We start from the raw sequence: 25,462 nt of genomic DNA, 5'->3' as shown, positions 1-25,462 counted from the left end.
GGCAGTCATGAAGCTTTCAACCAGAGTGATTCAACTTTCCCTGCATAAGCCCAAGATCGTTACTGCGATCATGGTTGTGCTTACCCTGATCATCGGGGCCTTTATCGTGAAGGTGCATGTGGATACAGATCCGGAGAACATGCTTTCCGAAGATGAACCGGTGCGTGTTTTTCATGATCAGACCAAGAAGGAGTTCGGTCTCTATGATGTGGTGGTGTTGGGCGTGGTCAATGAACATAACCCGGATGGTGTGTTTAACCCGGAAACCCTGCAGCGGGTCTACACCCTGAGTAAATTTGCGGCCACCCTGTCAGACCCGGATGACCCGGAACGCCGGGTGGTGAGCCGGGATATCATTGCTCCGGATAATGTGGACAATATTATCCAGGCCGGACTGGGTCAGGTTCGTTTTGAGTGGTTGATGAAAAAGCCGCCCAAGACCCGGGAGGAAGCCCTGAAGATCCGGGATGCCGCCCTGGACAATCCCCTGCTCAAAGGCACAATGGTTTCGGAAGACGGAAAAGCCCTGGGGATTTATCTGCCCATCACCAAAAAGGATTTCGCCCACTCCGTGGCTGAGAAGCTGAAAGACAAGATTGCTGAAATCGGTGCAGGTGATGATGAATTTCATATCACTGGTCTGCCTGTGGCCGAAGACACCTTTGGCAAGGAGATGTTTGTTCAGATGGCGGTTTCAGCACCACTTGCCATGCTCATGATTTTCCTGCTCATGCTCTTTTTCTTTCGTAATCTCCAGCTGATTATCGCTCCGATGATCATTGCCCTGTGTACGGTCATCATCACGATGGGGATGCTCATCGGCACCGGCCACACCCTGCATATAATGAGTTCCATGATCCCGATCTTTATCATGCCCATTGCGGTGGTGGATTCGGTGCATATATTATCGGAATTTTTTGATGCCTATCAGCAGCGCAAAAGCAGAAAGGAGACCCTGATTGAGGTCATGAGGCATCTGTTTAAGCCCATGCTCTTCACCTCGCTAACCTCTTCCGCCGGGTTTGCATCCTTGGCCTTTACCCCAATTCCGCCGGTTCAGGCATTCGGTATCTTTGTGGCCCTGGGTATTCTGCTGGCCTGGTTCCTGACCATTATTTTCATCCCTGCCTATGTGATGATGATGAAGGAAGAAAGCCTGGAGAATTTCGGTGCCGGGGCAACAGAATCCCATGAAAATTCTCTGCTCAACCGCCATCTGCGCTGGATCGGTAAAACTTCATCCGGCAAGCCCTGGCTGGTAATCGGTGTGAATATCGGCATCATGGTTATCGGTGTAATTGGTATCTTTATGATTCAGGTTAATGACAACCCGGTCAAGTGGTTTAAAAAGGGCCATGAAATCCGGGTGGCTGACCGGGTACTGAACAGTCATTTCGGCGGCACTTACGAGGCCTATCTGGTATTGAAGGAGAATGTGCAGGAGATGACCGTTGCCCAGGTGGCTGCGCAGTTGAAAGAAAAACTTCAATCCTCCTTGCAGGAATCTCCGGCAATTCTGACCTCTGCAATGGAGGATATTGATCAGGAAGTTGCGGACAGGCGAACCGTTGCAGGCTTCAAGGACGCCTTGGCCCAGCTCTGGAATATGGAACTTGACAATGCCCCGGAAGACGATGATACTGTCTATTATTTATGGGAAAAAGCCTTGGACACCCTGCCGCGAACAGGCAGTCAGAAAGAGGTATTCAAGCGACCTGATGTGTTGCGCTATATTTCAGCTCTGGAAGACCATTTGGTCAAATCAGGTGATGTAGGGAAGTCCAACACGATTGCCGATGTGGTAAAAAAGGTGCATATGGAGCTGTTTGAGGGGGATCGGGAACGGTACACCATTCCGGACTCGGTCAATGCTGTAGCCCAGACCCTGATTTCCTTTCAGAACAGCCATAAACCCGATGACCTCTGGCATCTGGTGACCCCGGATTACACCAAGGCCAATATCTGGTTGCAGCTACGCAGCGGTGATAACAAAGATATGGAACGGGTGATTGAGGAAGTGGAGCAGTATTTTGCTGATAATCCGCCGCCGGTGGAAATGAGCCATGACTGGGCCGGATTGACCTACATCAACGTGGTCTGGCAGGACAAAATGGTTACCGGAATGCTGGAATCCTTTCTCTCCAGTTTTGCGGTGGTCTTCCTGATGATGGCCTTCCTGTTCCGCTCACCGACCTGGGGCTTGCTGGCAATGGTGCCGCTGACCTTTACCATCGGCTTTATCTACGGGGTGATCGGCCTGATCGGCAAGGATTATGATATGCCGGTGGCAGTGCTCTCCTCCCTGGCTCTGGGACTGGCTGTGGACTTTGCCATCCATTTCCTCCAGCGTACCAGGATGACAATGGCTAAGACCGGGGATTGGGGCGCGGCTATCCGGGATATGTTTGATGATCCGGCCCGGGCTATCCTGCGTAACATCATTGTTATCGCCATCGGCTTTACCCCGCTCCTGCTGGCACCGCTGGTTCCCTATCAGACCGTGGGTATCTTTCTGGCGACGATTATGCTCTACTCGGGCATGGCTACCCTCTGGATTCTTCCAGCTCTGTTGACTGTGATGAAGGATTGGGTGTTTAAGAAGGAGTTGAAGGCGTTTGCGGAGAAGGCGGAGGGGTGATACAGTAGAGGTTTTCCCGGCAACATTTCGGTGTGGGGTGTTGTCGGGGGAGATGTAAGTGCTGTCGAACGATTCTATAAACAGGAGAATTAAATGGCTAAGATAGAGATACCGCCCTTTGTGAAGAATATGGGGAGTAAATTGATTGCCTATATTCTCAATATTTCCAATGAGAATGCCGGAAAGCTTTTAAACTCAGATTTTGAGCTGCCGCAAGAGAAAGAAAAAATTCTTTGTCAATTTGCGAAGAAGCTATAAATTTCAGAGAGGAATGTTTAGATATTACCCTTAAAGTTATTAGAAAACTCTACACAGAAAAAGTCGAGTTGATCAATATTGCTAACAGTGCTGAAAGATCGAAAGAGTTGGCTATTGTTTAAGTATAACGCAGAAAAAGACCAATAAACAAAATACGCACGTTCCCCGTTGACTATTATCCGGGAACAATTCCGGCAGTCATCAATGTTTCACCGGAAGCCTTTGAAGAGAAAGCTAAGTTTGAGAGATTGAGTATATGGAACTGACAGACGTAATAGAAGAAATCAGGCTTGTACCGAAAAACAGATTGCGAGACGTTTATAATTTCATCCATTTTTTCAGGCTCGGCCTTGAGAAAGTTCAGGATGAATCGGAAGATATCATGCAGTTTGCGGGCTGCTGGCAGGATATGACAGACGAGGAATTTGAGGATTTTTCACAGGAAATCACAGACCGTCGTCGACAGGCATTTTCCGGGAGGGTACCTCATGAGAACATCATTGATTGATACGGATATCCTCTCAATGTTTTTCAGGAATGATCCTGAAGTGATCGCCCGTTTCGCATCTTATCTTGCACGGCACAAAAAGATAAACATCAGTATCATAACATATTACGAAATCATGAGCGGCCTGATACACCGTGATGCCCAAAAAAAGATGTCTTTATTTCTCAATTTTGCTGCCAAAAACAACGTGCTGCCGCTCACAGAGCAATCTGTAAAGATTTCCGCTGAGATATACGCCGAATTGCGGAAGGAGGGAAAACCGCTGGATGATATTGACCTTCTGATTGCAGGTGTCGCTATTGCTCATAATTTGGTTCTTGTTACCCATAATCAAAAGCATTTTGCAAGAATCAAAAAATTAACGTTTGAGGATTGGAGTCAAAAATAGGTGTGCATCCCGGCAGTCATTATGTGGATTGAGCAGGAGTTTCACAAACTGCCGCCCTTGGAGTAATATCATGAAATACCCGAAAGTTCAGTCAGTCAAGACGACTGATAACTATATCCTGATCGTTGAATTTGATAATCATGAGACGAAACAATATGACGTGACTCCGTTGCTCGAAAAAGAGATGTTTTCTCCTTTGAAAAACAACGCCCTGTTTAAATCTGTTCGGGTGGAACAGGGAGGCTGGGCCGTTTCCTGGAACGATGAAATTGATCTCAGTGAATTTGAATTATGGAAGCATGGAAAATTGATGGATGAACAGCATGAGTAACCGGCACAAAAAAGAACTGGAGGTGACTGAAGCCCGTCGGCAGGCGGGGTTTGAAGAACCTATGGATTGGGCTGAAACAAAAAGAACATTGCTGAATAGGCAGATAGAAACGGAGGATGTAATATGAGATCGGAAACAATCAGAAAGGAAGCAATTCGATTGGGACTTGCCGAGAAACTGCTCTTAGTTGCAGACCTATGGGACTCCATAGCGTTGGACAATGACGAAGTCCCTTTACCCGATTTGCAGAAAAGGGAATTAGACAAAAGGTATAAAGAGTATACAACAGGACAACAGAATCTTCATGACTGGCATACTGTTCATGAAGGTTTGAGGAATAAGTATAAATGAGACTGCGCTATACCGACAGGTCAGCAAACGACCTTGAACTGGCGTTTTCATGGTATGAGCGACAGAGACGAGGCCTCGGTTTCGATTTTCTTGATTGTGTAGAGTCAGCTTTGGAGAGCGTCATTGAACATCCCGAAATGTATCAGATACGTTATGCGAATTTTCGGAGCTGTGTTATCAGAAGATTTCCGTTTTCAATTTTCTATACAATTGAGTCCGAAGAAATCGTGGTACATTCCGTGTTTGACAGCAGACAGGATCCAAAGAAGAGACCTTGACACTTACCCATCTTCTCTGTTGACTATCTGGCAACCATCCCGGCAGTCTCATGTCTCGCCGGAAGCCTTGCAAAAAGGAATAAACCATGCCTGAAATGCCGCCCGCAGGGCAAACGCATTTAATTTATAGACCATTCAATACTTTCAGCAAGTAATCGTTATCCCAACTGGCCATGATTCGTTTATTTTTGATTCCGACCTGAGCTGTTTTTTTGGCTCTTCGCAGATTAGTGGGGAACGCCATGTTCCGCACTAATCTACGAAGAGCCGAAAGCCTATGCTTCTGTTACAGTGATTGTTTTTAGAGATAATCGAAAAAAGCAGTCAGCACGCTAACTGTCCATCTATATAATAATCGCTCCAGAGGAAATGATCATGTTATCACTGTCACAGGAAGATAAAAAACTGTTGGATCGGCTGAACAAACACCCCGACCTGAAGAACCGGGCTACCAACTTAAGGCGGGACAGCCTGCAAAATCAAGCAATTGCGCAGTTCGTCGCAAGCTGCTCATAGCGTGCCTTTTGCCGGTCTCGAAGACCTCAGAATCCGAACTTTTGTCCCGGCTTAAGCTGGTAGCCTTTTTTTCGGTGCATGTTGTAGAGGCAGACCTGCGTGTCTGCCCAGCATAAAAGGGCGAACACATAGGTTCGACCCTACGGCACTCCAATAATGGGTAAAATTTTTCTTGTTGAATCCCTTATTGACTCGCTGTAGATTCCAAAAACTGCAACAACTCAGATTTTGGTGAAAGAATCAGCGAGGTATTCGCACCGATAATATTACGATAGCTTTCCAGACTTTTCTGAAAGAAGTAAAAATCCCTGTGCCTGTTATAGGACGTACCGTACAGGGCAGTTGCTTCTGCATCAGCCTTACCGCGAATCTCAGTGGCCTTCCGATTAGCCTCAGAGGTAATCTCCTTCAGCTCACGCTCAACCTTACCAAGGATCTCAGCCTTGCGCCCCTCACCCAGGGATCTTTTTTCTGCTGCGATCCGCTTCCGCTCAGAGATCATCCGGCTATAGACCTTTTGTCGAACAGACTGGATGTAGTTGACCCGCTTGAACATAACATCAATCAACTCAATACCATATTTCTTGGTGTTTTTAGATGCCTGTTGCAGAACCATCTCACTGATCTTATCACGGCCCTTTTCAGGAACCCGGTTCATTTCCTCGTCTCTGGAGCGGGCAATACTGTATGCCTCATCCCAATCTGAAGAACGAATAATTTCTATAAGATCATTTTGGTTGACCAGGTCCCGAACCGCACCGTTGATAATATCATCAAGCAGGGTCTGAGCACCTGTTTCATTTTTTACTGCCTGAAGATAACGCAGAGCATCCGTGATCCGCCATCTGGCTGTATTATCCATAAAGATAAAGGTCTTATCATTGGTAGGAATCTGATTGGGATCACCGTCCCAGATCAGAATACGTTTTTCAAAAAAGCGCACTCGCTGGATAAACGGGAGTTTAAATTTTAAGCCGGCAGTGGTCTTGGATTCGCCCACCGGAGCACCAAACTGGGTAATAACGGCCTGTTTATCTTCCCGAAGGATATAAAAACCGTCAATAATACTGAGGATAAGTGCGACAACAAGCACAAGGGAGGCTATTTGTATCAGCTTTTTCATGATGTATTGTATCCTGCTGTTATTTTATATGAAAGTCCGGTTGACTCCTTGAGATCTTCAGGGGTAACTTCCATATCTTGTTGTCCCTCCCCAAGGGGAGGGATGAATTTCTATATAAAAGTCCGGTTAATTCCTTGAGATCTTCAGGGGTAGCTTTCATATGTTGTTATCCCTCCCCAAGGGAAGGGATCGAAGTTTATGAGTACGTGCATGTATCACTGCTCAAGAGGAGTAGCCCTGCCTGTCTGCCCATTCTCTGTCAAATTCAAAAAAGGAAGCACAGGTTGCTCTTTCCCATCCATCACATAGATTTGCTTCACCTTGGGCAAAATATCCTGCATAGTCTCAAGATACATACGCTTGCGGGTGACCTCTTCTGCTTTCATATACTCCTGGACAATGGCATTAAAACGAGTGGTTTCACCCTTTGCATCATTGATCCGCTGAACAGCATACCCGTGGGCTGACTCAATAATCTGTTTTGCAGAGCCGCGAGCCTTGGGAATCACCTTGTTATAGTATTCCTCTGCCTCATTCACCAGGCGCTTCATATCCTGATCCGCCTCATTCACCTCATTAAAGGCTGGTTTAACCGCATCTGTGGGGGTGATGTCAAGGAGCTGAAGGGTACTGATATGCACCCCGCATTCCAGCTTATCCAGATCCTGCTGCAACTCCTGCATGGCCATGCCAGCAAGAATCGAACGATTTCCCAGCACATAATCAAAATCCATATTCCCGACAATCCGACGAATCACGGTCTCTGAATTATCACGAACTGCCTGCGGGACATCACGAACCCTGAAGAGAAAACGAACCGGATCACTGATCGTATACTGAACAATCCAGGCCACATCAATGACGTTTTTGTCACCAGTTAACATCAAAGACTCGAGATCAAAGCCTTCCTTACTGAATGTGGTGTTCTGGCCTGGTGTCCTGGTACGGAAGCCAAACTCTTCTTTACGTACGGTTTTAACATCCACCCGTTCCATATCTTCGATATAGGGTAGTTTGAAGTGGAGTCCTGGCTCAGTGGTTCGGTGATATTGACCAAAGCGCATAACAATGCCCTGCCACCCGGCTTCAATGGTGTAAAAAGAAGAGTAAATAATCTGAAAGCATATGATTGCCAGCACAATCAAGGCTATCTTACCGATTCCGGCAAGGACATTGCGAGGGTCTGGCCCCTCCCCTTTTTGAGAAGGTGGTTTTTCCTTACCTTCTTCGTTAAATGCGTCTCTGATCTTCTGGATCAAGGCAGCCAGAAAATCTTCCGGAGTTCCTGGTTTTTTCTTTTTCCCCCAAGGGGATTGGTCATTCATGGGCATAAATATACCTTTACGGATGAAGAAACGATGTGTGAAATATGTATGAATAGTTGATTAAGACATTCATACATTAGAAACTGTAATGGATTGTCTTACAAGTGGTTTTTTGCTTTTTTTCCGAAAGTATCTACAGCAGGCAAATGAAATTCTGTTGCAGAATCCTGTCAGTTTTTTCAGGGAAGAGGTTCCACAGGGAACTTTGGGTATTCTCCACCAGTAGCTAACAGCCAGCAGAGGACAAGCAAAAGCAAGGAAAGGAAAAATAAGACCAGCTGAAGCTTCTGCTTACGGCCTAGCATATCAAGATCTGTGAGTTGAAGCAATACCCCATAAAGTACCCCGTTGACCAGACCAAATACATGGGCACCAAAATCTGTCCGTTCTCCCCCGCTTCCCAGCATAGCTAATAAACCAACCCCGGCACCGAGCGGAAGAACCAGCTGCCGAATCACTGTGGACGCGCCATTATTCAGTTGTCGCCCGCAGAGAATGCCAACAGCTGCAAATACTGCTGTGGAAAAACCCACTGAATAATGTGGGGTGTTACGAAAGATGATATTGCATAAATTGCCTGTCATGGCAGCAATAAGCAGGATCAACCAGCCCATACCATAGCCTGTGGCCTTACAGAGCAAATGAACAATCACCCCGCCAATCACACAATTACCAACAAGATGCATCTGGTCAGCATGCAGGGTTAATGCTGTCACCAAACGCCACCATTCCCCTTGCTCCAGTATGGCAGAACTATTCACTGCCCCGACCTTGAACCAAGGATTAACAGACTGCCAGGGACCAGTCAACCAATAAAAAATAATCAGTCCACCAATCATAAGCAAAGTAGGTGGATTATCAGTGCGGACAACAGGACGAACCACTGAAGGCGGTGGAGGCCAGGAACGATTTTCTTCCCGAAAGGCCTGGAGTTCGCCCATAGCCCGCTTTGCATCTCTTTTTCGACTGAGAAGGATACCTGCTTGGCGGTCGATCTGCTGATCAATGCCAACAGCACTGAGAACCAAGGACCAATCCTCTATATCGGCCAGCCCTCCCTTGGCCACAAGCACCCAGGTATCTTCCGCTCCTGCATCCTCTCCCATCTCTCCCATTATACGGTCTTGCATGCTGTGTTATCCCAGGTCAGGGAAGTCAGGGAATGGGAGCAAAGTTACTCTGAAAAAATCTCTGCACAAAATTTGCCTAATCGTCCCAGGTCCTGACAGACATGCACACCACTCGCTTCCAGGGCCTGAATCTTTGCCTTTGCACTGCCTCGTGAACCTGAAACAATAGCACCTGCATGGCCCATATGCCGTCCTGAAGGTGCTGTCAGTCCAGCAATAAAGCCCACCACTGGTTTATCCACGGTCTCCTGAATAAAGGCAGCTGCCTCTTCTTCAGCTGTACCGCCAATTTCACCCAGCATAACAATCCCTGTGGTCTGTTCATCCTTGGCAAAGGCAGCAAGGCAGTCAATAAAACCTGTTCCGTTTACAGGATCGCCACCAATCCCGATACAGGTGGACTGGCCCAGCCCCGCCTTGGTGAGTTGGTCAACCAATTCATAAGTCAGGGTTCCAGAGCGTGAAATCACCCCAATGGATCCTGGTTTATGGATATGACCAGGCATAATCCCGATCTTACAAGCCCCTGGTGTGATAATCCCTGGACAATTGGGACCGATCAATCTGCTGGAAGTTCTCTGGAGAGCTGCACGCACCCGCAACATATCATGAATAGGAATCCCTTCGGTGATGCAGATAATCAGGTCAACCCCGGCGTCTGCGGCCTCCATAATGGCATCTGCGGCAAAAGGAGGGGGCACAAAAATCATTGAGGCATTGGCCCTGGTTTCCTGCACAGCATCATGAACTGTATTAAAAACCGGGATCCCGGCGACCTCCTGCCCGGCCTTACCCGGCGTAACCCCGGCCACCACCTGGGTTCCATATTCCTGACATTGCAGGGTATGGAACTGACCTTCTTTCCCGGTGATTCCTTGCACAAGAAGTCGAGTGTCCTGATTGACAAAAATACTCATGGGTTAGATACCTGCTTCTTTAGTTTTAATCTATATCGCGGACACATCGCACATAATTCAACATATAACGAACATCCCCTTGAGGGCCGAGATAATCTGGAAAACTTTCTGAATCACCGAATTTAGGATCACTGCGCTGCGCTCCGGCCCCGTGGACATCGTACAGCACATCGTCAATTTTGCCCTGGGCCTCGCCAAAAGCAATATACACCGCCTTGTCATAGACCAGAGGATTATAACTGTCAAGATGCGTAGTTCCGGTCCAGAAATATGGATACTGCGGATTTCCGTCCGGATCTACAATTTGCGTTGTGGAAAACAACGGATCAATAGCAGCAGTCCCGGTTTCATCCGGTGAACGGGAGTAATCAACAATACTTTGCAGTTCTTTTGGATTCGGGAGCCGCCAATCATCATGACCAGCCAGCTCAAGGGCTTCAGCATAGGCCAGTGCATCTTCCCAGTTACGAGCGCTTCCATCATCGGCCTGCTGCCACATCAGGCCCGTGGCAAGGTCAGAGATTGTTCCGTCTTCGTTATCAACAAAATTATTTGTTCCGTAGTCAGTATTTCCGCGCACCAAACGAAAATACGCAGTGCTTTCGCTGGCAGTATTCGCAGGAGGATCGTATTTCGGATATCCCTTGATCCTGCCGTCAATGAAATTCACCCCAAAGACCGTTGCATCTCCATCCATGGTCGTGCCCACATATTCGGTGGCCGACCAGGTTTGAGCGTCCATAATCCGTTCTCCGCTGCTTGTATCACCAAAGGGCTGAACAAAATAGTCGGTATTAATAAACAGGGTATAGGTATCTGGATCGCTGCCGTCTCCTTTTGCTCCGGTGAACAAAATCAGCGAATACAGTTCTTTGATCGTGGGCAACCGCCAATCGGTATAGCCACCAAGGGTTGAACTTGATGCTAAGGTGTTGGCTTCTGACCACGTCATCTTATCTCCCATGTCCTGTTGCCACATCAGGCCGGTGACATTATCAGTAATGGTTTCGTCTCCGTTATCCGTATACGAAGGCTGATTGCCGTTATAATGAGCATCCTGACCGTAAAAGGCTTCACCGGTCGCCGGAGTGGAGGCCAAGAGAGAGTTGTTGCTGTAATAATCACTCACCCCTGTATCCACAATCGGGTAACTCAGAGCTGTTTCTGTTGTTGAAGAGCCGTTCAAAAGCAGCAGAGAAAAAGTCCCCTGCAACGCGGCAGCACCGGAATTTTCTGCTGCGAACTCTTGAACCCAGAAGGCGTCAGTTGCCATAAATAATCCTGCCAGCAGTAATCCTGCTGTGACCGGATTGATAGAATTCTTCACGTATTCTTTCCAGTCTTATTATGACATCAAGCGAATCCCAATGCCTTTAATTTTGCCGATGCATCATCCACATCTGTTGCCGTGATCAGATCCAGGCCGGATTCAGCTAATATTTTTCTGCCTTCAGCCGCATTGGTTCCTTCCATCCGAACCACAACCGGTAATTGCAAGCCAACCTTTTGGGCCGCAGCCACAACACCGGCAGCCAGAATATCGCAGCGCAAAATCCCGCCAAATATATTAATCAGGATTGCTTCAACATGGGGATCTGAGAGCAGGATCTGAAAGCCATGTTCAATCATGTTTTCATTGGCACCGCCCCCCACATCAAGGAAGTTTGCAGGTTCTGCTCCGGCCTGTTGGATGATATCCATGCTTGCCATGGCCAGACCTGCACCGTTAACAATAGTCCCTATATTTCCATGCAACCTGATATAATGCAACCCATACTTTCGCGCTTCCAGCTCCAGCGGATCATCCTCCGAACTGTCATACAGGGCGAGCAATGCCTTTTGTCGATACAGAGCATTGGAATCCACCTCAGCCTTGGCATCAATCAGAAAAAAATCCTCGTCAGAAGTCAAGGCCAGGGGATTGATCTCTGCCAGCAGGAGATCGTTTTCCATCACAGCTCGGTACAAATCAGAGAGAAGCGAAGAAAATGAGGCAAAGAGCTCGCCGCTCAAACCAAGCGCATAGGCAAGTCTTCGTTTTTGATAGGCCTGGAGTCCCACCAAGGGATCAACCTGAACCCGGATAATTTTTTCAGGCCGGGTTGCAGCTACCTCTTCAATATCCATGCCTCCTGCTGCTGAGGCAATGATAAGGAAAGAGCCGGTTGAGGAATCCGGCAATATGGAAAGATAAAACTCACGCTCAATAGCAACGCCCTTTTCTAAAAGAAGCTTATTCACTGTGGTGCCTTCTCCCACAGTTTGCGGCGTTTTAAGTGTCATCCCGTGAATGGAGTGAACCGCCTTACAGGCATCTTCCATGTTCGAGGCAATCAAAATTCCCCCGGATTTCCCCCGGCCACCAGCATGTACCTGGGCCTTAATGGCAATGGGGAACCCCTCTTTGCCCACATGCTCCCTCACATACTTCATAGCCTTTTCCGGTGTTTTTGCCAGCCACCCTTCCGGGATGGGCAGGTCGTAACGGCTGAAAAGTTCTTTTGCCTGATATTCATGCAGCTTCATAGCTTATCATTTTTTGAAGAAAGGGAAAAAATGCCCGTTTTCACTCGTTCAAGAATGAATACGGTAATAGAGGATCAACGGCATGAAGAATATCTTCCTCTTCCGTTAAAAAAAGAAAAACCGTAGTTTCAGCGAAAGGGTACACCCTCTCAGCTTTGCCCTGATAATTGCTTGGAAAATCCGCAGGAAATTACACCTTTTTGATCACCACATTCCACTGATCGCCCTGCTTTTCCTGACATAAAATCACATGCCCTTCCTGTTGTACGGAACCAGGTACGTTTCTGATGGGAGGCCCGTCGTCCAGAATAATCTCCAAGGTCTGACCTGATTCCATATTACTTAGAAGCATCTTTGTTTTCGCATAATTCAGAGGACATCTCACGCCACTCAAATCTTCAAATCTATCTGCTTTCATATTGTTATTGCTGGATGTAGTGTGATGTGTAACCACGACAGATGTCGAGTATACATTCGATCAAGCTGACAGGTCACAGGTTGCCCGATCCCCTTCTTCAAGCTCATGCAGCGTGGGATTTTCTCCACAAAGAGGACAGTCGGAGCGTTTTTTCAGACTCACCCGCCGGAAATGCATATTTTTGGCATCAAAGGTAAGAAGAGTATCTGTGAGAAGGGTTCCGGCTCCAGTAATAAATTTAAGGGCTTCCGCAGCCTGAATCGTTCCCAGCATACCAGCGATGGCACCGAGCACCCCGGCCTGTGAACAACTGGGAACCGCATCAGGAGGCGGGGGCTGCCTGAAAGAACAACGATAGCAGGAAGAGTGACCAGGAAGAACTGTCATGGTCTGACCATCAAAACGTAAGATACCGCCATGCGAGAAAGGCAAACCAGCCATTACGCAGGCATCGTTAATCAAAAATTTGGTGGCAAAGTTATCAGTACCGTCCAGAACAAAATCGTAGCCACTTATTATTTCTTGTATATTTGAAGCATTGAGATATATTTTGTAGGTATTTACTTCAATATCAGGGTTGATAGCACGCATTTTTTCAGCAGCAGACTCAACCTTTGGACGTTGCATATCACTTGAAAAATGAATCACCTGTCTTTGCAGATTCGATATCTCAACAACATCTGCATCTACAATACCTATGCAACCTACTCCGGCCGCAGCAAGATAAAGAGCAATCGGAGATCCCAAACCACCAGCACCGATAACCAGCACCCGGGCATTCATGAGTTTTTCCTGCCCCTCTGGACCTACTTCCTGAAGAATAATATGACGGCTGTAACGATCCAGCTGCGTGTCGGTTAATTGCACCATTAATTCGTTCAAATAATCAGTTTGCTGTACACAGGATATTGAACATCCTGTAAAATTTTTTATAAACAGCTTTCCTGTGCCCTTTACCCAAATTATTCCTCAAGGTAAAGAGCACAGGAATCTCAACAGAGTTACCAGAGATTACTCTCAGCCACCTGCCATAAAATACAGGAAATCAACCTCGTTCCTGTCCACTATCATGGTATTTTGGTAGGTGCCCCGATCAACGATCTCGCCGTTGAGTTGTACTGCCACCATCTCAGGGGATGCCACCTGCTCCATTTCCAGCAAACCAGCAACGCTCAAATTCGTTACCTTATCAATAAAACGAGATTCTCCGTTTAATCTGATCTCCATAACTTCTCCTCCAAAAAAAACTTATGGTTTTATCGTAAAAATCAACCCAATTTCCTGTATAATTACAAAGCAGTTATTAGCTCAGCTATACAGAACCACACTATACTTAGTACAATGGGAGGGGTAAATATGTCAAGCTGAAAAGTGTTTTCAACCCAGAATTGGTTCAATTTTTTTAACCCTTAATATACCCCCTGGAAAGCAACCTGGCCTGGTTATTTCCCAATACAAAAGCGCGTAAAGAGGACATCAAGAACATCATCAGGTGTGGTCAGGCCAACAATATCAGCAAGATAATCTAAAGCGGCCCGCAGATCGACTGCCAGCAGATCAGCAGGGCCAGCCATCAATAAGGTCTGTTTAACCTGCTCACAGGCTGCCAAGGTCTTTTCCAGGACCATTTTATGGCGAAGGTTAGGAGCACAGGAAATCCGTTCACCCATCTCTTCTACTTCGCCGATTATTGTCTGATACACGGTTTCCCTAAGCTGAATGATGCCGACAGCGTTCTTAGCTGCGGTCTGAACCAGAGGTGCTGGGGCAAAAAAATCGCCCAGATCCTGGAGCAAAGCCTTATCCGCAATATCAACCTTATTCAACACCACAACCCGCTTTCGCTCTCCCAGGGAAGAATACAGGGCCTGATCAACCTCTGTCAGCCCCTGACTGGCATCAACCACAAAGAGTACCAAATCCGCTTCCCCCATCTTCTGGCGGGCCCGCTCAATACCCAACTCTTCCACAGCATCTTTATGCTCCCGAATGCCAGCCGTATCAACCAGATGAACAGGGATTCCGTGAACAGAGATCAGCTCTTCAATGGTATCACGGGTTGTTCCGGGAATCTCAGTCACCAGGGCCCGTTCTTCCTGCAGCAGCTGATTGAGCAGGCTTGATTTGCCCACATTGGGACGGCCCGCAATCACCGCCTTGACCCCTTCCCGGATCACCCTGCCCTGATCAGCCAAGGCAAGCAGGGTCTGGAGGGGCTGCTCAACCTGTTCTTGTAATTGGCTAAGTAAACGATCTGCATCAAGAATATCTGTCTCATCATCAGGAAAATCAAGAGCCAGCTCAACAATTGCTAACACCTCAACAAGAGCATCCCGAATTGCGGTAATACGCTCATGTAAGCGACCTTGAAGCTGCCCAACAGCTAACTCAACCCCCCCCATACTCTGGGCCTGCAAAAGGTCGATAACCGCCTCAGCCTGGGTCAGATCAATGCGACCGGCAAGAAAGGCCCGTTTGGTGAATTCACCCGGTTCAGCAGCCCTTGCCCCTGCTGCCAGGATCTCTGCCAGGATAGTCTGTTGAACCAGATAACTCCCATGGCATTGAATCTCAGCCACATCTTCACGGGTATAGGTATGAGGCCCTTGCATAAAAACAGCCATGACCTCGTCAAGCACAACACCATCACGACTTTGTACTGTACCGTAACAGAGCTTATGACTGGGCAATGAACCAGCAGCATGCAGATTTTCTGGCCGGTGGGGCTGAAAAAGCCTGCGTAAAATCGCACCAGCAGCAGACCCACTGATACGAACCACCCCAATACCGCCGACCCCAGGAGCTGTGGCAATGGCTGCTATGGTATCGTCAGACGGTATCATCAGACGGTATCGTCAGCTTTCTGAAGTACGTTCAGCCTGCTGTCCCTTTTTTCCCTTTCCCTTGCGAGGAAAGGATTTCTTTTTCCCAGGCTTATAAATCAGCACTTTTTTAAACAGGCCTGCTCCCACAGAACGACTACGAATGGTCTTATCCTCCTGTAGCACCATATGCACTACCCGTCGCTCTGAAGGATTTAAAGCCGGTATAGCCTGAGTCTTGCCTTCTTCCCTGACCTGTGCTGCCAGCTCCAGAGCCAATTCTTTCAGCTCCTCAGCCCGACGCTCCCGATAGGTACCCACATCAAGGGAGAGCATAATCCGGTCTGGCAGATGTCTGGAGGTCATTTTGCGCAACAAATATTGCAGGCTGTCCAGGGTCCTGCCCTCTCTGCCCACAAGCTCTTCCTCATACTCCTCACTGATATGGCAGGCAACAGTGTATTTTTTCAGAATAACAGTCACTGTTGAGGGAAACCCCATCAGCTCCAGCATGGTTGAGATGTCTTCCTGAATCTCTGCCATACGTTCTTCAGAAGGAAGTTCAGGCGGAGGCTGATCAGCCTCTGCATGCCGTGCAGACCGTGGTGCTGTTTTCTTACCATCTTCTTTCGAGCCACTTTCTTTACGTCCACTGTCTTTACGAACAGTGGGATCTGCACTTTCAGCCTGTTCTGCTGTCTTTTGCCTGCTCTTCTGCCCAGATTGCGTTCGGGCCTCTTGTGCTTGTTCCTGCTCAGCAACATCCTGTTGCTCTTCCCTCTTTGTTACCCGGATATGCGCTTTTTTACGACATAGTCCAAAAATTCCTGACGATCCGGTTTCCAGGATTTCAATATCCAATGCATCCTGAGAAATCGAAAGCTGTTGACAAGCCTCGGCAATAGCATCTGTAACAGTGCCGCCGTAAAAATCTTTTCCTTGTACCATGTAAACGGTTCCTCTTCTATGAAAATGGCTGGGAAACCCCGACCACGTCATCTGCTTATTTCACCTTCTCATGTCCCAAATCAGTAAGACTGAAAAGCGAAATAGAATATTCTCTTAGCCAGTTGCGACGGCTCCTTTGCCTGTCTGTCGATTAATCAACTGCTGCTGAAGAATTGAAAGCAGGTTATTAACAAACCAATACAGAACCAGACCTGATGCAAAATTAATAAACATCACAGTAAAAATAATTGGCAAGAACTGCATAATCCTGGCCTGGGTCGGATCAGCTGTTGTTGGTGTCATCTTCTGCTGTAAATACATAGAAGCACCCATCAAAATCGTCAGCACCGGGATCCCGTGTAACACTGGAATATCAAAGCCTATCATCAAACGATCCGGTGCTGACAGGTCATTAATCCACAGCATAAAGGGAGCATGACGTAATTCAATGGCTGCCATCAATACCCGATAGAGTGCAAAGAAAAAAGGAATCTGAATCAGCATGGGCAAACAGCCACCCACGGGATTAACCTTATAGGTTTTATATAAGGCCATCATTTCCTGATTCATCCTGGCCGGATCATCCTTATGTTTTTCCCGGAGCTTTGCAACCTTGGGCTGCAACTTCTGCATATTCTTCATGGACTTCATCCCTTTCTGAGTAATAGGCCAGAAAGTGCCCTTAATCAGACAGGTTAAAAGGATAATGGCAATACCGTAGTTTCCCAGAATAGAATGAAAAAAGTTCAGGAGGTACAACATTGGCTTAGCCAGAATATCAAACCAGCCAAAATTAATTGCCTCTGCAAGCTTATAGCCGGTTTCCTTTAAATATGCTAATTTTTTGGGACCAAAATATCCCTCATAGTGAAACTCCCTGGTTTCATCAGGGAGCAATTTCGTAATACCGCCTGCCAGGACAGTACGAACCTTTTCCTGGCCCACAGCAGTAAAAGAACCAATATTTCCTTTGGCAGGGATCAGGGCGCACATAAAATAACTATCCACATGGGCGGCCCAACTCAGATCTCCCTGCATTAAAAACGGTCTGTCAATCAGGTCGTCTCTATCAATCTCCTCCAGTTCACCATTAATGTAGGCACTGGGTCCGTTAAACACGCCAGCAGAAGCACCAGCCAGGCCACCACCAGCAGCACCAGAAGAAAACGGGGCATTGGTCATTGCCAGGGCCGGACTTATCTGAAGCGGTACTGCGCCAGTATTTCTGATCACATACCTGCTATCAATGAGATAGGTGTTTGAAGTAAAAGTGAGATGCCGTTCAATCTCTATCCCGTTGTCCTGGTCCGCAGTCATGATTAACTTGCCGGTTCCTCCTTCATCAACCCGGACAGAATCTGTCTCAGCCTGAAAAAATAAGAGATCCTGGCCTGCCCCGTTGTCCAGAGAAAAGACCATAGGAAATTCAGCAGGATTACTGGTTGTAATCATCTCCATCGGAGGTGCATCTTCTGCCTTTGCTGTCTGATATTTTTTCAGGACAAAACTTTTCAGACCACCGCCCTGCTCAAAAAAAACAGCTGTATACAAAGGAGTCTCAACGACAATCTCACGGGCATCAAGATTTACAACAACATTCTGTGTTGCCTGAGCCTGCATTACCGAAGCTTGTCCTGCCTGACCTCCAGGAACAGAGTCAGTCGATACAACCGCACTGGTTGCGCTCTCACCCTGTTGCACCGTACCAGTAGTATCTCTTGTACCTGTATTTCCCTGCTGCTCAAGCTGCCCCGGAGCAACTGGTGGCGCCGGGGGCATAAAGAACGATTGATACCCTATCAGGATAACAAATGAAATAATAATAGCCAAAAAGGCCCGTTGCATGTCCATGAAAAATTTTTCCTTGAAATAGGTAGGTTCCAGAGAGAGGAATTATTGAGAACGGAGAGTACAAAAACTATTCAACCGGGTCATAGCCGCCAGCGACAAAGGGATGACAACGCAGAATACGGGAAAGAGAAAGCCATCCCCCACGTAGCGCACCGTACCGGGCAATGGCCTCAACAGCATATTCCGAACAGGTCGGTACATAGCGACAGCTGGGTGGGAAGAGCGGCGAGATACCGTAACGGTACCCTTTTACCAGGAAAAGCAAAAGAAACGCCGCAAGACCTGTCTTTTTTGGGGATTGCATCACCTCCACCATCCCCAGGTCTTCTGCCTGTAATGGCTCAGAATGCTCATGCCGGTTATGCTGATTATGCTGATCATGAGAACAACCACACATTACTCAGCACCTTCAGCCCCGGTCATACTGGCAACCGCATCACGGACAGCCTGCAACCCGGTGAGAGGGAACCCCGGTCGCACAGCAAACACTATATCGCTGCCTTGGGGGAACACCTCCCTGTGCAGGCGAAACGCCTCACGAATAATCCGTTTTATCCTGTTGCGCTGTACGGCATTCCCAACCTTTTTCGGTACAGAGATTCCTAATCGGCTCCCGGTAAAACAACTGTCTTTCTGCTCACCCCCCAAATAGATAAGGGTGAATCCTTTTCCGTATAACCGGTCCCCGTTTCGGTACACCCTGTTAAAGTCTCTGGTTTGCCTGAGACGTACAGAGTTCCTCTGTCCGAACCGTTGCATACGAATCCAGCAAATCAGGCTGAAAGGCTCTTCCGTCCTTTGGCCCGACGACGCTTAATGATTGCCTGCCCGGAACGGGTTTTCATACGTACCCGAAAACCGTGGTTCCGTTTGCGCTTCAGATTACTGGGCTGAAATGTTCTCTTACTCATGGTATAATTCCTTTATCTCTCTTATTGTAAACCAGTTAAACCGTAACATTATCTCTATTTTCCCTTTGCTTATACTCACCTGTCTGGTATTCAGGACATGACAATTAAAAATCAGAGGACAGTATAACAGATTCCAGCAGCATCAAGAGACAAAACAGCGATAAATGAAAGCCGGTCATTTATTTCCAAAAAGGAGGTATTTTAATCACAGGCCCCCTTACTGTCAAATCATTTCCCGCCGGAACAGCAGAAGCAGGTCAATTCCATGTACCAGCATCTGCCTCTACCTTCTTTCCCAACCCTTTGGGCTGGGGTAAAAAGATCCAGACGGGCTAAACCATTAATCGCGAATCATTGCTTTTAAAATTCTTTTTACCATGCTGAATGCACTGAAAAAGCTTAAAAAAAAACCTGCAGAATCAAAAAACTTCCTCATTCTCGGTCTGGGAGGCATTGGGTACCATCTGGCAACCCGACTCCTGGATGAAGAGTATTCGGTCACAGTCATTGAATCAGACCCGGATCTGGTTCGACATGCTGATGATAATCTGGATGCCCGTATTATCAACGGGAGTGCAATGAGTATTGACTGTTGGCAGGAAGCTGCTGCTGATCAGATGGATTATATGATCGCAGTAACAGATAATGATGCGGTCAACATGATGACCTCCATGATTGCCGACAAATTCGGCATTGCCTGCAAAATAGCCAGGGTACGGTCCCTGGATTTCGGTAATAAAGATGCCCTGCTCCAAGGGGATGATTTAAAAATTGACCTTTTCATCCACCCGGAAGAGCTGGCTGCTCAGGAGATTGCCCGCCTGATCAAACGGACTGCTGGTGATGAAATTATTGACATTGCCCTGGGCCAGATGCAGGTGCTGGCGGCCCGGATACATGATGATTCTCCTCTGGCCAATAAAACCCTTATTGAGATTGCAAAGAGCTATAACGAATTTCCTTTTCGGGTAATTGCAATCTCCCGGGGAATCACCACTATTATTCCTGGAGGTGAACACGAAATTCTGCCCCATGATCAGATCCTGGTTATGGCCAATAAGGATGACCTGCCTCGCCTTATTGATCTGGCTGGCATTCAGCAACAGCGAAGAAATCGCATCATGATTCTCGGTGGTGGCCTGGTCGGGTGCCGTTTGGCAGAACTCCTGGGCAAAGAGGTCCATGTCCGCCTGATTGAACAGGATGAACAACGGGCCACCGAGCTTTCTTCCCTGCTTCCCCATACGGAAATCCTGCACGGCAACGGGTCAGACAAATATGTTCTGGAAGAGGCTGGCTTACCGGACATGGATACCTTTATTGCCACCACAGGCCAGAATGAAACCAATATTATGAGCTGCCTGCTGGCAAAACAGCTTATGGAGCCAGCGGAAACAGACAACTCGTTGCGTAATCTGAAAAAAACCATATGCATGGTCAATAATACGGATTACATGGTCTTAGCTTCCACCAGTGGCTCAGATATTGTCCTGAATAAAAAAATCCTGGCTGGAAACGAAATCCTCACCTATATCAGCCGTAATGAACTGCTTTCTGTGATGCATATGCACGGGTTTGATGCTGAGGTCGTTGACCTGATAGCAGCTCCAGGTGCTCCGGTGACCCGTAAACCCTTAGCCAAGCTGGATCCCTCTTTTACAGGTCATATCATCATTGGTAGTGTTTTTCGTGACGGAGCCTGGCATACTGCGGTGGGATCCACCCATATTCAGGAAGGGAATCGGGCCATTGTGATCTGTAATTCTGATTACCTCAAAGAAGTACGAAAAATGTTTACGGCGTAATCACAGCACCCATTATGACAGGCATCACCTTTCATACCGGGCTGGTACAGAGACCAGCCCCTCTACGCAGCCCCGACAAAGGGATTACTCCCGATACCCCTGGGCAACCCGAAAACCCACCCGGATAATGCGCAAGCCAGGAGAAAGGCGAAAACGAAAGGAAGAACGGATAAAGCGCTTGCCACTGTCCCAGGATCCGCCCCGCAAGACCCGACCTGCCCCCTGATCAGCACCAGTAGGATTACTCATGGGCAATTCTGTGTAATAATTTTCCAGATAGCTATCAGCGCACCACTCCCAGGTATTGCCATACATATCATAGAACCCCCATTCATTGGGCTTTTTGCGGCCAACCGGATGGATTCTACTGCCAGCATTCCCTGCATACCAGGCATATTCACCCAAAAAAATGGCATCATTGCCAAAAAAATACACTGTCTCACTCCCTGCCCGACAGGCATACTCCCACTCAGCCTCTGTGGGCAAACGATAGGGTCGCCCGGTGACCATACTCAGCCAATCGCAGTAATTGTTTGCATCCTGCCAACTGATATCCACCACCGGACGCTGCCCCCGGCCCCAACCATTATCCGCAGGCCTGCGGCTGTTGGTAGCTCTGCAAAAGAGATCATACTCTTCAAAGGTTACAGGATAACGACTCAAGGCAAAATCATCCAGCTCCACCTCATGCACTGGCCGGGCATCACTGGAACTGTCTCCCTGAATATCTCCCATTCTGAATCGCCCCCCTGGCACCATGATCATCTCCGGTCCCCTGAGCACCTTATTACGAGATCGGCCTAACCTGTCATGCCATGAAAACATGGTCCTGTAGGTCTCAGTATAACGAAAGGGATTAAACTCAACCAGGTTCAGGCGACCGATATACTCATTGATACTATGGGCCAGATCAAGAAAACGAACAACCTGATCAGTAGCCCGCAACGGGGCGGTAAAAGGCATGCTGTCATAAATAAGGGCATGGGCAAGAAGAAATTCCTGATAGGTAGCATGGGTAAAACAATAGGTATGCCGGGTTGTCATTCGTAACAAAGCCGGATCAGGTTGACAATGGGCAAATTGGCAAATCTCTGCCTTTTCACAAAAAATCTCCTGCAATGTCTTTTCCTTGATCTCCCTGACACCCCGCTTTTCCATCCAACGGGCAAGACGACCATAGGCTTTGAAAAGTTCATAGCGCTCTGGTAAACAACGACAGCCGCAGTCTTTCAGGGCTTCAAGTTGACGATCCAGCCAGTAGAAAATCAGGGACTCATATATCATATAGGCATTACGAATCCGGCTTTCTTCAATATTCAGCAGGGTGGCAATATGCTGGAGAATAAGAGGCCGTTGGCCCAGCTCACCAGCCCTGGTCAGAAACAGAGCCGCCTTTTTCCGCTGTTGCCCCATCCCGAAACGCTGCAAGCCAATAAAATCTGACATATTACGGGCCAATCGTTTTTGCAGAACCTGGTCCATTTGCTGGGAATCAAACGGAGAGAGATAGAGAATAGGGTAGTTATAGCCTGCCAAGGCCCTGATCCGCAGTCGTCCTGTACTATCTGGTATCACTGCTGGAAAAAAATGACTGCGGCAGGAAATAATCACCCGGTAAAAGGGCTCGCCAGCCTGCAACAGAGGAAACAGGCGGTTCAGGGGATGATTTCTGGCCTGTTTATCCTGATTCAAGGCATCAATAAGGAGCACTGTTCGCCTCTTATCCCCTATATCCTCCACCAAATCCAGCGTGTGTTCATCCAAAAGGAAAAGCTGGCAATCATAATCCTGGGGCCAAAAACCGGCAAGATGCATCAGTTTGATAATCAGAAGGAGGGAACTCTTGCCAGCACCAGGCTCCCCAAGAAGGAACAGCTGATGGCTTCCATCCCGGTTATCTGAACGACCACTGGCCAAGAAACGATTGAGCAGGGAAAAAGCTGGTTGGCAGGGGACAGGAAGGGGTACTCCGTTGCGGGACGTGACCGGACGACAGGCCTGAAGACAGGGTTCAACATAGAAACGAGCCAGCTCCAGCGGATCAGCAAAATCATCCCTTAACCGATTCAACTCCTGTGCCTTATCTCCGGTGAGTTGATTCAACTGCCTGTATAGCTGCCTGGTCCACTCAATATTGACAAAGGAAAACGAGTCCGGCCACAGTCCCATAGGTTTTCTTTACATGATAACAGATTAGGGTGATTTCAAGCTGGTTGCCTGCACGAACAAAAGGGTCTTACCCTTCCTGCCCAGTATACGATGAACAGCCTGTCCTTTTAAAGGACAGGCTGTTTTGTAGAGTAACCTGAATGGGATTTTGGCTCCACTGGTTATTTCTTTTTTATAGGAAGGGATAATCAAATTATCATTATCCCCTTGTGGCGCAAGACTCTCTCCTGACTTCGTTGCACTCAAGCGGACCTTGCCAGCTAAAGAAGAGTTGCCAACCCCTTGTTGCTCTCAGGATTCAGTTGTTTTCAAAGTTTGCCAGCTGCTGAGGTGTCAGTACTTCCGCAATGCCGGTCCAGGCCAGCTCATCTCCTGGAACGACCTTGGCCACTCGTGTTGCAGGGGAGGTCAATTCCACATCTTTGCCGATTTTCTCCTTGACTATGGACTCAATCTCAGAGCGGCTTAACGAGGTCGGCTCAACCTGAACAACCTCTGCGTTCTTCAGGTCGGTCGGTGAGAGGTCGAGATCAGAAGAGCCGTAGGGCAGATAGATGGCACCGGTTGCGAAATCGACCGCAAAGGCAACAACGCCGGGAACAAAAAAGAACAGCAGGCCTATACCGTCCAATACTGCGACCCCGACATCTATCCGGCCTGCCGACTGACCACGGCGTTCGGGATACATGATCGTTCCACAGGAGGTGGTGCAGAACAGGACTACAGCTGCGATAAACAGGGAGGTTCCTCGGAACAACATTTGATACTTTTTCATGTACTTTCTCCTTCTTTTTGGTATTTGGGAAGAGTAAAGATGAATTGCAAACGGCAACATGACAATTAATGCTGTAAAGCATAACATAAAATACTTAACAATGGCAAGATGGCAAGATCCTTCCCGATGATTGATCAACAGGATTTAAGGGATGGTGCAGCTCCCCCGGATACGAAGAGTTCTCCCCCGGTGACGCAAGGCTATCCCCTATGTACGCAGAGCAATCCCCCTGTGACGCAAAGCAATCCCCTTGTGACGGAAGGCTATCCCCCATGTACGCAGAGCAATCCCCTTGTGACGGAAGGCTATCCCCCATGTACGAAGGATTATCCCCTTGTGACGCAAGACTATCCCCTATTGCAGGATCATTCTGCGATGGTGACGAGGCTTCCGTCATCGGTACCGGAACGTTCGTAGCTTCCGCAGGATCATTCTGCACCGTCGCAGGGTCGTTCTTATGTGTCTTTGCATCATTCGTCAACGGTGCAGGAAGGCTCTACAGCGTTGCAGCATCGTTCTGACATGCCGTAGGATGATGATTCGATACTGATAAGGCCTCCGGCATCAATGTTTCAGGGCGAACACAGGGGTTCGCGCCCTACGGGTTGGTGGCTGATCGCAGGGTTCGATGCCCTGAAAGGGCAATATAGAGCACGAATTGCCCCAGGCTGCCCAGCGATAAATCACTGGGCTATGATCGAATGTCCCTCCGGGACAAAAGTCCCAAAGGGACGGCAGAAAATAGCCCGGTGTTTCAACGCCGGGCGGAATGGTGCTGCGACGGTGCTGTCCTGCTGCTCTGCGACGGAAAAGTACGTCTGGCACTTTCCTCCTTAACAGGCCCTCCGGCCAGCTCACCCTGAACTCGGGCACAGCGAAAGCCGAAATCGACGTAGCGGGAGACAGGCTCGTACCTGAACCGGCAGGCGGAACGGCAGCGCCCCGCCGTGCCGAACCAAGAGCCGCCGCGTACGACACGGTACTCGACGGGCCTTCGGGCACCCTGCGGATTCTTCACCATCCCTCTCTTCTGACATTGGGCATAGTATTTGTTGCGATACCAATCCTGACACCATTCCCAGACATTGCCGTGCATATCGTGCAGACCCCAGCCATTGGCAAGCTTTTCGCCTACCGGGTGTGTCTTTCCCCCAGAATTCTTCTCATGCCAAGCATACTCGCCCAGCAACTTCTCATCGTCCCCAAAACAATATGCCGACTCACTCCCTGCCCGGCAGGCGTATTCCCACTCGGCTTCGGTGGGCAAGCGATAGGTCTGGCCGATTTCTTGACTTAACCCAAGTTCGTGACATAAAAAGTCAAAGTTATGCAAAAACAACAAGTTGCTTATTTTTTGACTATTCCTATGGCACTACAAATTTTTATTTTGCCGGAATCGTCCTCTTGATAATCCTGCCAGGATGATGTGGCAGGCCAAGAGCGTCATATATTCTTTGTTGTCTCGGTTCCGGGC

26 protein-coding genes and 1 pseudogene are annotated in these 25,462 nt (G+C 48.1%); 9 read left to right on the top strand and 18 right to left on the bottom strand.

Annotation, left to right across the window (positions count from 1 at the left end):
* The first annotated feature begins 7 nt into the window (after window positions 1-7).
* From L2082_RS04725 to L2082_RS04695, 7 genes are all read left to right on the top strand, one after another.
* On the top strand, window positions 8-2,638 hold the full coding sequence (locus L2082_RS04725; RefSeq protein WP_446011485.1) for an efflux RND transporter permease subunit: 2,631 nt from the start codon (window positions 8-10) through the stop codon (window positions 2,636-2,638).
* 93 nt (window positions 2,639-2,731) lie between these two features.
* Window positions 2,732-2,896 (top strand): hypothetical protein, encoded by a 165-nt coding sequence (locus L2082_RS04720; RefSeq protein WP_446008280.1) that lies wholly within the window; start codon window positions 2,732-2,734, stop codon window positions 2,894-2,896.
* Between the two features lie 256 nt (window positions 2,897-3,152).
* Window positions 3,153-3,404 (top strand): hypothetical protein, encoded by a 252-nt coding sequence (locus tag L2082_RS04715; protein WP_446008281.1) that lies wholly within the window; start codon window positions 3,153-3,155, stop codon window positions 3,402-3,404.
* Complete coding sequence (locus L2082_RS04710; protein WP_446008282.1) at window positions 3,385-3,792, top strand: PIN domain-containing protein; 408 nt, start codon at window positions 3,385-3,387, stop codon at window positions 3,790-3,792. The genes L2082_RS04715 and L2082_RS04710 overlap by 20 nt, the downstream gene beginning before the upstream one ends.
* A gap of 70 nt (window positions 3,793-3,862) precedes the next feature.
* Window positions 3,863-4,123, top strand: a complete 261-nt coding sequence (locus L2082_RS04705) for a DUF2442 domain-containing protein (protein ID WP_446011484.1) — start codon at window positions 3,863-3,865, stop codon at window positions 4,121-4,123.
* A gap of 123 nt (window positions 4,124-4,246) precedes the next feature.
* Window positions 4,247-4,474 carry an addiction module protein gene (locus tag L2082_RS04700; RefSeq protein WP_446008284.1) on the top strand — a complete coding sequence of 76 codons (228 nt, stop codon included), beginning with the start codon at window positions 4,247-4,249 and terminating at the stop codon, window positions 4,472-4,474.
* Window positions 4,471-4,752 carry a type II toxin-antitoxin system RelE/ParE family toxin gene (locus L2082_RS04695; RefSeq protein ID WP_446008285.1) on the top strand — a complete coding sequence of 94 codons (282 nt, stop codon included), beginning with the start codon at window positions 4,471-4,473 and terminating at the stop codon, window positions 4,750-4,752. Before L2082_RS04700 ends, L2082_RS04695 begins: the two co-directional genes overlap by 4 nt.
* A 700-nt stretch (window positions 4,753-5,452) precedes the next feature.
* Here L2082_RS04695 and hflC read toward each other — a convergent pair.
* From hflC to rpmH, 15 genes are all read right to left on the bottom strand, one after another.
* Entirely contained in the window at window positions 5,453-6,391 is a 939-nt protein-coding gene (gene hflC, locus L2082_RS04690; RefSeq protein WP_446008286.1) for a protease modulator HflC, read from the bottom strand.
* Between the two features lie 215 nt (window positions 6,392-6,606).
* Window positions 6,607-7,716 carry an FtsH protease activity modulator HflK gene (gene hflK, locus L2082_RS04685; RefSeq protein ID WP_446011483.1) on the bottom strand — a complete coding sequence of 370 codons (1,110 nt, stop codon included), beginning with the start codon at window positions 7,714-7,716 and terminating at the stop codon, window positions 6,607-6,609.
* 179 nt (window positions 7,717-7,895) lie between these two features.
* Window positions 7,896-8,846 (bottom strand): rhomboid family intramembrane serine protease, encoded by a 951-nt coding sequence (locus L2082_RS04680; protein ID WP_446008709.1) that lies wholly within the window; start codon window positions 8,844-8,846, stop codon window positions 7,896-7,898.
* Window positions 8,847-8,890: 44 nt separating this feature from the next.
* Window positions 8,891-9,763 (bottom strand): succinate--CoA ligase subunit alpha, encoded by an 873-nt coding sequence (gene sucD, locus L2082_RS04675; RefSeq protein WP_446008708.1) that lies wholly within the window; start codon window positions 9,761-9,763, stop codon window positions 8,891-8,893.
* 25 nt (window positions 9,764-9,788) lie between these two features.
* Window positions 9,789-11,090: an Lcl C-terminal domain-containing protein gene (locus L2082_RS04670; RefSeq protein ID WP_446008707.1), complete on the bottom strand. Its 1,302-nt coding sequence runs from the start codon at window positions 11,088-11,090 to the stop codon at window positions 9,789-9,791.
* Between the two features lie 26 nt (window positions 11,091-11,116).
* A complete protein-coding gene (gene sucC, locus L2082_RS04665) occupies window positions 11,117-12,289 on the bottom strand; it encodes an ADP-forming succinate--CoA ligase subunit beta (protein WP_446008706.1) in 1,173 nt (390 codons plus the stop codon).
* Between the two features lie 190 nt (window positions 12,290-12,479).
* On the bottom strand, window positions 12,480-12,707 hold the full coding sequence (locus tag L2082_RS04660; protein WP_446008705.1) for a sulfurtransferase TusA family protein: 228 nt from the start codon (window positions 12,705-12,707) through the stop codon (window positions 12,480-12,482).
* 60 nt (window positions 12,708-12,767) lie between these two features.
* Window positions 12,768-13,577, bottom strand: a complete 810-nt coding sequence (locus tag L2082_RS04655) for a HesA/MoeB/ThiF family protein (protein WP_446008712.1) — start codon at window positions 13,575-13,577, stop codon at window positions 12,768-12,770.
* A 147-nt stretch (window positions 13,578-13,724) separates the two neighbouring features.
* Window positions 13,725-13,934, bottom strand: a complete 210-nt coding sequence (gene thiS, locus L2082_RS04650; protein WP_446008704.1) for a sulfur carrier protein ThiS — start codon at window positions 13,932-13,934, stop codon at window positions 13,725-13,727.
* A 215-nt stretch (window positions 13,935-14,149) separates the two neighbouring features.
* Window positions 14,150-15,550, bottom strand: a complete 1,401-nt coding sequence (gene mnmE, locus L2082_RS04645) for a tRNA uridine-5-carboxymethylaminomethyl(34) synthesis GTPase MnmE (protein ID WP_446008703.1) — start codon at window positions 15,548-15,550, stop codon at window positions 14,150-14,152.
* A 12-nt stretch (window positions 15,551-15,562) separates the two neighbouring features.
* Complete coding sequence (locus L2082_RS04640) at window positions 15,563-16,477, bottom strand: Jag family protein (RefSeq protein WP_446008702.1); 915 nt, start codon at window positions 16,475-16,477, stop codon at window positions 15,563-15,565.
* Between the two features lie 114 nt (window positions 16,478-16,591).
* Window positions 16,592-18,328 (bottom strand): membrane protein insertase YidC, encoded by a 1,737-nt coding sequence (gene yidC, locus L2082_RS04635; RefSeq protein WP_446008701.1) that lies wholly within the window; start codon window positions 18,326-18,328, stop codon window positions 16,592-16,594.
* 67 nt (window positions 18,329-18,395) lie between these two features.
* Window positions 18,396-18,632: a membrane protein insertion efficiency factor YidD gene (gene yidD, locus L2082_RS04630; protein WP_446008711.1), complete on the bottom strand. Its 237-nt coding sequence runs from the start codon at window positions 18,630-18,632 to the stop codon at window positions 18,396-18,398.
* A gap of 92 nt (window positions 18,633-18,724) precedes the next feature.
* Window positions 18,725-19,087 carry a ribonuclease P protein component gene (gene rnpA, locus L2082_RS04625; RefSeq protein ID WP_446008700.1) on the bottom strand — a complete coding sequence of 121 codons (363 nt, stop codon included), beginning with the start codon at window positions 19,085-19,087 and terminating at the stop codon, window positions 18,725-18,727.
* Window positions 19,088-19,101: 14 nt separating this feature from the next.
* On the bottom strand, window positions 19,102-19,239 hold the full coding sequence (gene rpmH / locus L2082_RS04620; RefSeq protein ID WP_446008699.1) for a 50S ribosomal protein L34: 138 nt from the start codon (window positions 19,237-19,239) through the stop codon (window positions 19,102-19,104).
* A gap of 377 nt (window positions 19,240-19,616) precedes the next feature.
* Here rpmH and trkA point away from each other — a divergent pair, with 377 nt between their 5' ends.
* Window positions 19,617-21,044, top strand: a complete 1,428-nt coding sequence (gene trkA / locus L2082_RS04615; RefSeq protein ID WP_446008698.1) for a Trk system potassium transporter TrkA — start codon at window positions 19,617-19,619, stop codon at window positions 21,042-21,044.
* 84 nt (window positions 21,045-21,128) lie between these two features.
* Here the strand turns inward: trkA and L2082_RS04610 are convergent, their stop codons facing one another.
* Both L2082_RS04610 and L2082_RS04605 read right to left on the bottom strand, forming a co-directional pair.
* The gene (locus L2082_RS04610; RefSeq protein WP_446008697.1) at window positions 21,129-23,213 is read right to left on the bottom strand and encodes an SUMF1/EgtB/PvdO family nonheme iron enzyme; all 2,085 of its coding nucleotides are present in this window, start codon (window positions 23,211-23,213) and stop codon (window positions 21,129-21,131) included.
* Between the two features lie 298 nt (window positions 23,214-23,511).
* Window positions 23,512-23,988, bottom strand: a complete 477-nt coding sequence (locus tag L2082_RS04605; RefSeq protein ID WP_446008696.1) for a hypothetical protein — start codon at window positions 23,986-23,988, stop codon at window positions 23,512-23,514.
* A gap of 701 nt (window positions 23,989-24,689) precedes the next feature.
* Between L2082_RS04605 and L2082_RS04600 the strand changes: the two genes are divergently transcribed.
* The gene (locus L2082_RS04600; RefSeq protein ID WP_446008713.1) at window positions 24,690-24,851 is read left to right on the top strand and encodes a hypothetical protein; all 162 of its coding nucleotides are present in this window, start codon (window positions 24,690-24,692) and stop codon (window positions 24,849-24,851) included.
* Window positions 24,852-24,913: 62 nt separating this feature from the next.
* Here L2082_RS04600 and L2082_RS04595 read toward each other — a convergent pair.
* Window positions 24,914-25,255 (bottom strand): annotated as a pseudogene (locus tag L2082_RS04595) (formylglycine-generating enzyme family protein); the annotation flags it as partial.
* Between the last annotated feature and the right edge of the window lie 207 nt (window positions 25,256-25,462).

It is taken from the genome of Candidatus Electrothrix sp., from assembly GCF_052785085.1.
Note: the sequence above shows the minus strand (reverse complement) of the source record. Positions and strands in the feature narration are given on the sequence as shown.

Coding starts and splice junctions, on each gene's coding strand:
- sucC (WP_446008706.1), bottom strand. CDS start 12,289: ATGAAGCTGCATGAATATCAGGCAAAAGAACTTTTCAGCCGTTACGAC.
- L2082_RS04655 (WP_446008712.1), bottom strand. CDS start 13,577: ATGGTGCAATTAACCGACACGCAGCTGGATCGTTACAGCCGTCATATT.
- sucD (WP_446008708.1), bottom strand. CDS start 9,763: ATGAGTATTTTTGTCAATCAGGACACTCGACTTCTTGTGCAAGGAATC.
- hflC (WP_446008286.1), bottom strand. CDS start 6,391: ATGAAAAAGCTGATACAAATAGCCTCCCTTGTGCTTGTTGTCGCACTT.
- L2082_RS04660 (WP_446008705.1), bottom strand. CDS start 12,707: ATGAAAGCAGATAGATTTGAAGATTTGAGTGGCGTGAGATGTCCTCTG.
- hflK (WP_446011483.1), bottom strand. CDS start 7,716: ATGAATGACCAATCCCCTTGGGGGAAAAAGAAAAAACCAGGAACTCCG.
- L2082_RS04705 (WP_446011484.1), top strand. CDS start 3,863: ATGAAATACCCGAAAGTTCAGTCAGTCAAGACGACTGATAACTATATC.
- L2082_RS04710 (WP_446008282.1), top strand. CDS start 3,385: ATGAGAACATCATTGATTGATACGGATATCCTCTCAATGTTTTTCAGG.
- L2082_RS04605 (WP_446008696.1), bottom strand. CDS start 23,988: ATGAAAAAGTATCAAATGTTGTTCCGAGGAACCTCCCTGTTTATCGCA.
- yidD (WP_446008711.1), bottom strand. CDS start 18,632: ATGCAATCCCCAAAAAAGACAGGTCTTGCGGCGTTTCTTTTGCTTTTC.
- L2082_RS04720 (WP_446008280.1), top strand. CDS start 2,732: ATGGCTAAGATAGAGATACCGCCCTTTGTGAAGAATATGGGGAGTAAA.
- L2082_RS04695 (WP_446008285.1), top strand. CDS start 4,471: ATGAGACTGCGCTATACCGACAGGTCAGCAAACGACCTTGAACTGGCG.
- L2082_RS04700 (WP_446008284.1), top strand. CDS start 4,247: ATGAGATCGGAAACAATCAGAAAGGAAGCAATTCGATTGGGACTTGCC.
- mnmE (WP_446008703.1), bottom strand. CDS start 15,550: ATGATACCGTCTGACGATACCATAGCAGCCATTGCCACAGCTCCTGGG.
- L2082_RS04640 (WP_446008702.1), bottom strand. CDS start 16,477: ATGGTACAAGGAAAAGATTTTTACGGCGGCACTGTTACAGATGCTATT.
- L2082_RS04610 (WP_446008697.1), bottom strand. CDS start 23,213: ATGGGACTGTGGCCGGACTCGTTTTCCTTTGTCAATATTGAGTGGACC.
- rnpA (WP_446008700.1), bottom strand. CDS start 19,087: ATGCAACGGTTCGGACAGAGGAACTCTGTACGTCTCAGGCAAACCAGA.
- yidC (WP_446008701.1), bottom strand. CDS start 18,328: ATGGACATGCAACGGGCCTTTTTGGCTATTATTATTTCATTTGTTATC.
- L2082_RS04680 (WP_446008709.1), bottom strand. CDS start 8,846: ATGCAAGACCGTATAATGGGAGAGATGGGAGAGGATGCAGGAGCGGAA.
- L2082_RS04600 (WP_446008713.1), top strand. CDS start 24,690: ATGTCCCTCCGGGACAAAAGTCCCAAAGGGACGGCAGAAAATAGCCCG.
- trkA (WP_446008698.1), top strand. CDS start 19,617: ATGCTGAATGCACTGAAAAAGCTTAAAAAAAAACCTGCAGAATCAAAA.
- L2082_RS04725 (WP_446011485.1), top strand. CDS start 8: ATGAAGCTTTCAACCAGAGTGATTCAACTTTCCCTGCATAAGCCCAAG.
- thiS (WP_446008704.1), bottom strand. CDS start 13,934: ATGGAGATCAGATTAAACGGAGAATCTCGTTTTATTGATAAGGTAACG.
- L2082_RS04715 (WP_446008281.1), top strand. CDS start 3,153: ATGGAACTGACAGACGTAATAGAAGAAATCAGGCTTGTACCGAAAAAC.
- rpmH (WP_446008699.1), bottom strand. CDS start 19,239: ATGAGTAAGAGAACATTTCAGCCCAGTAATCTGAAGCGCAAACGGAAC.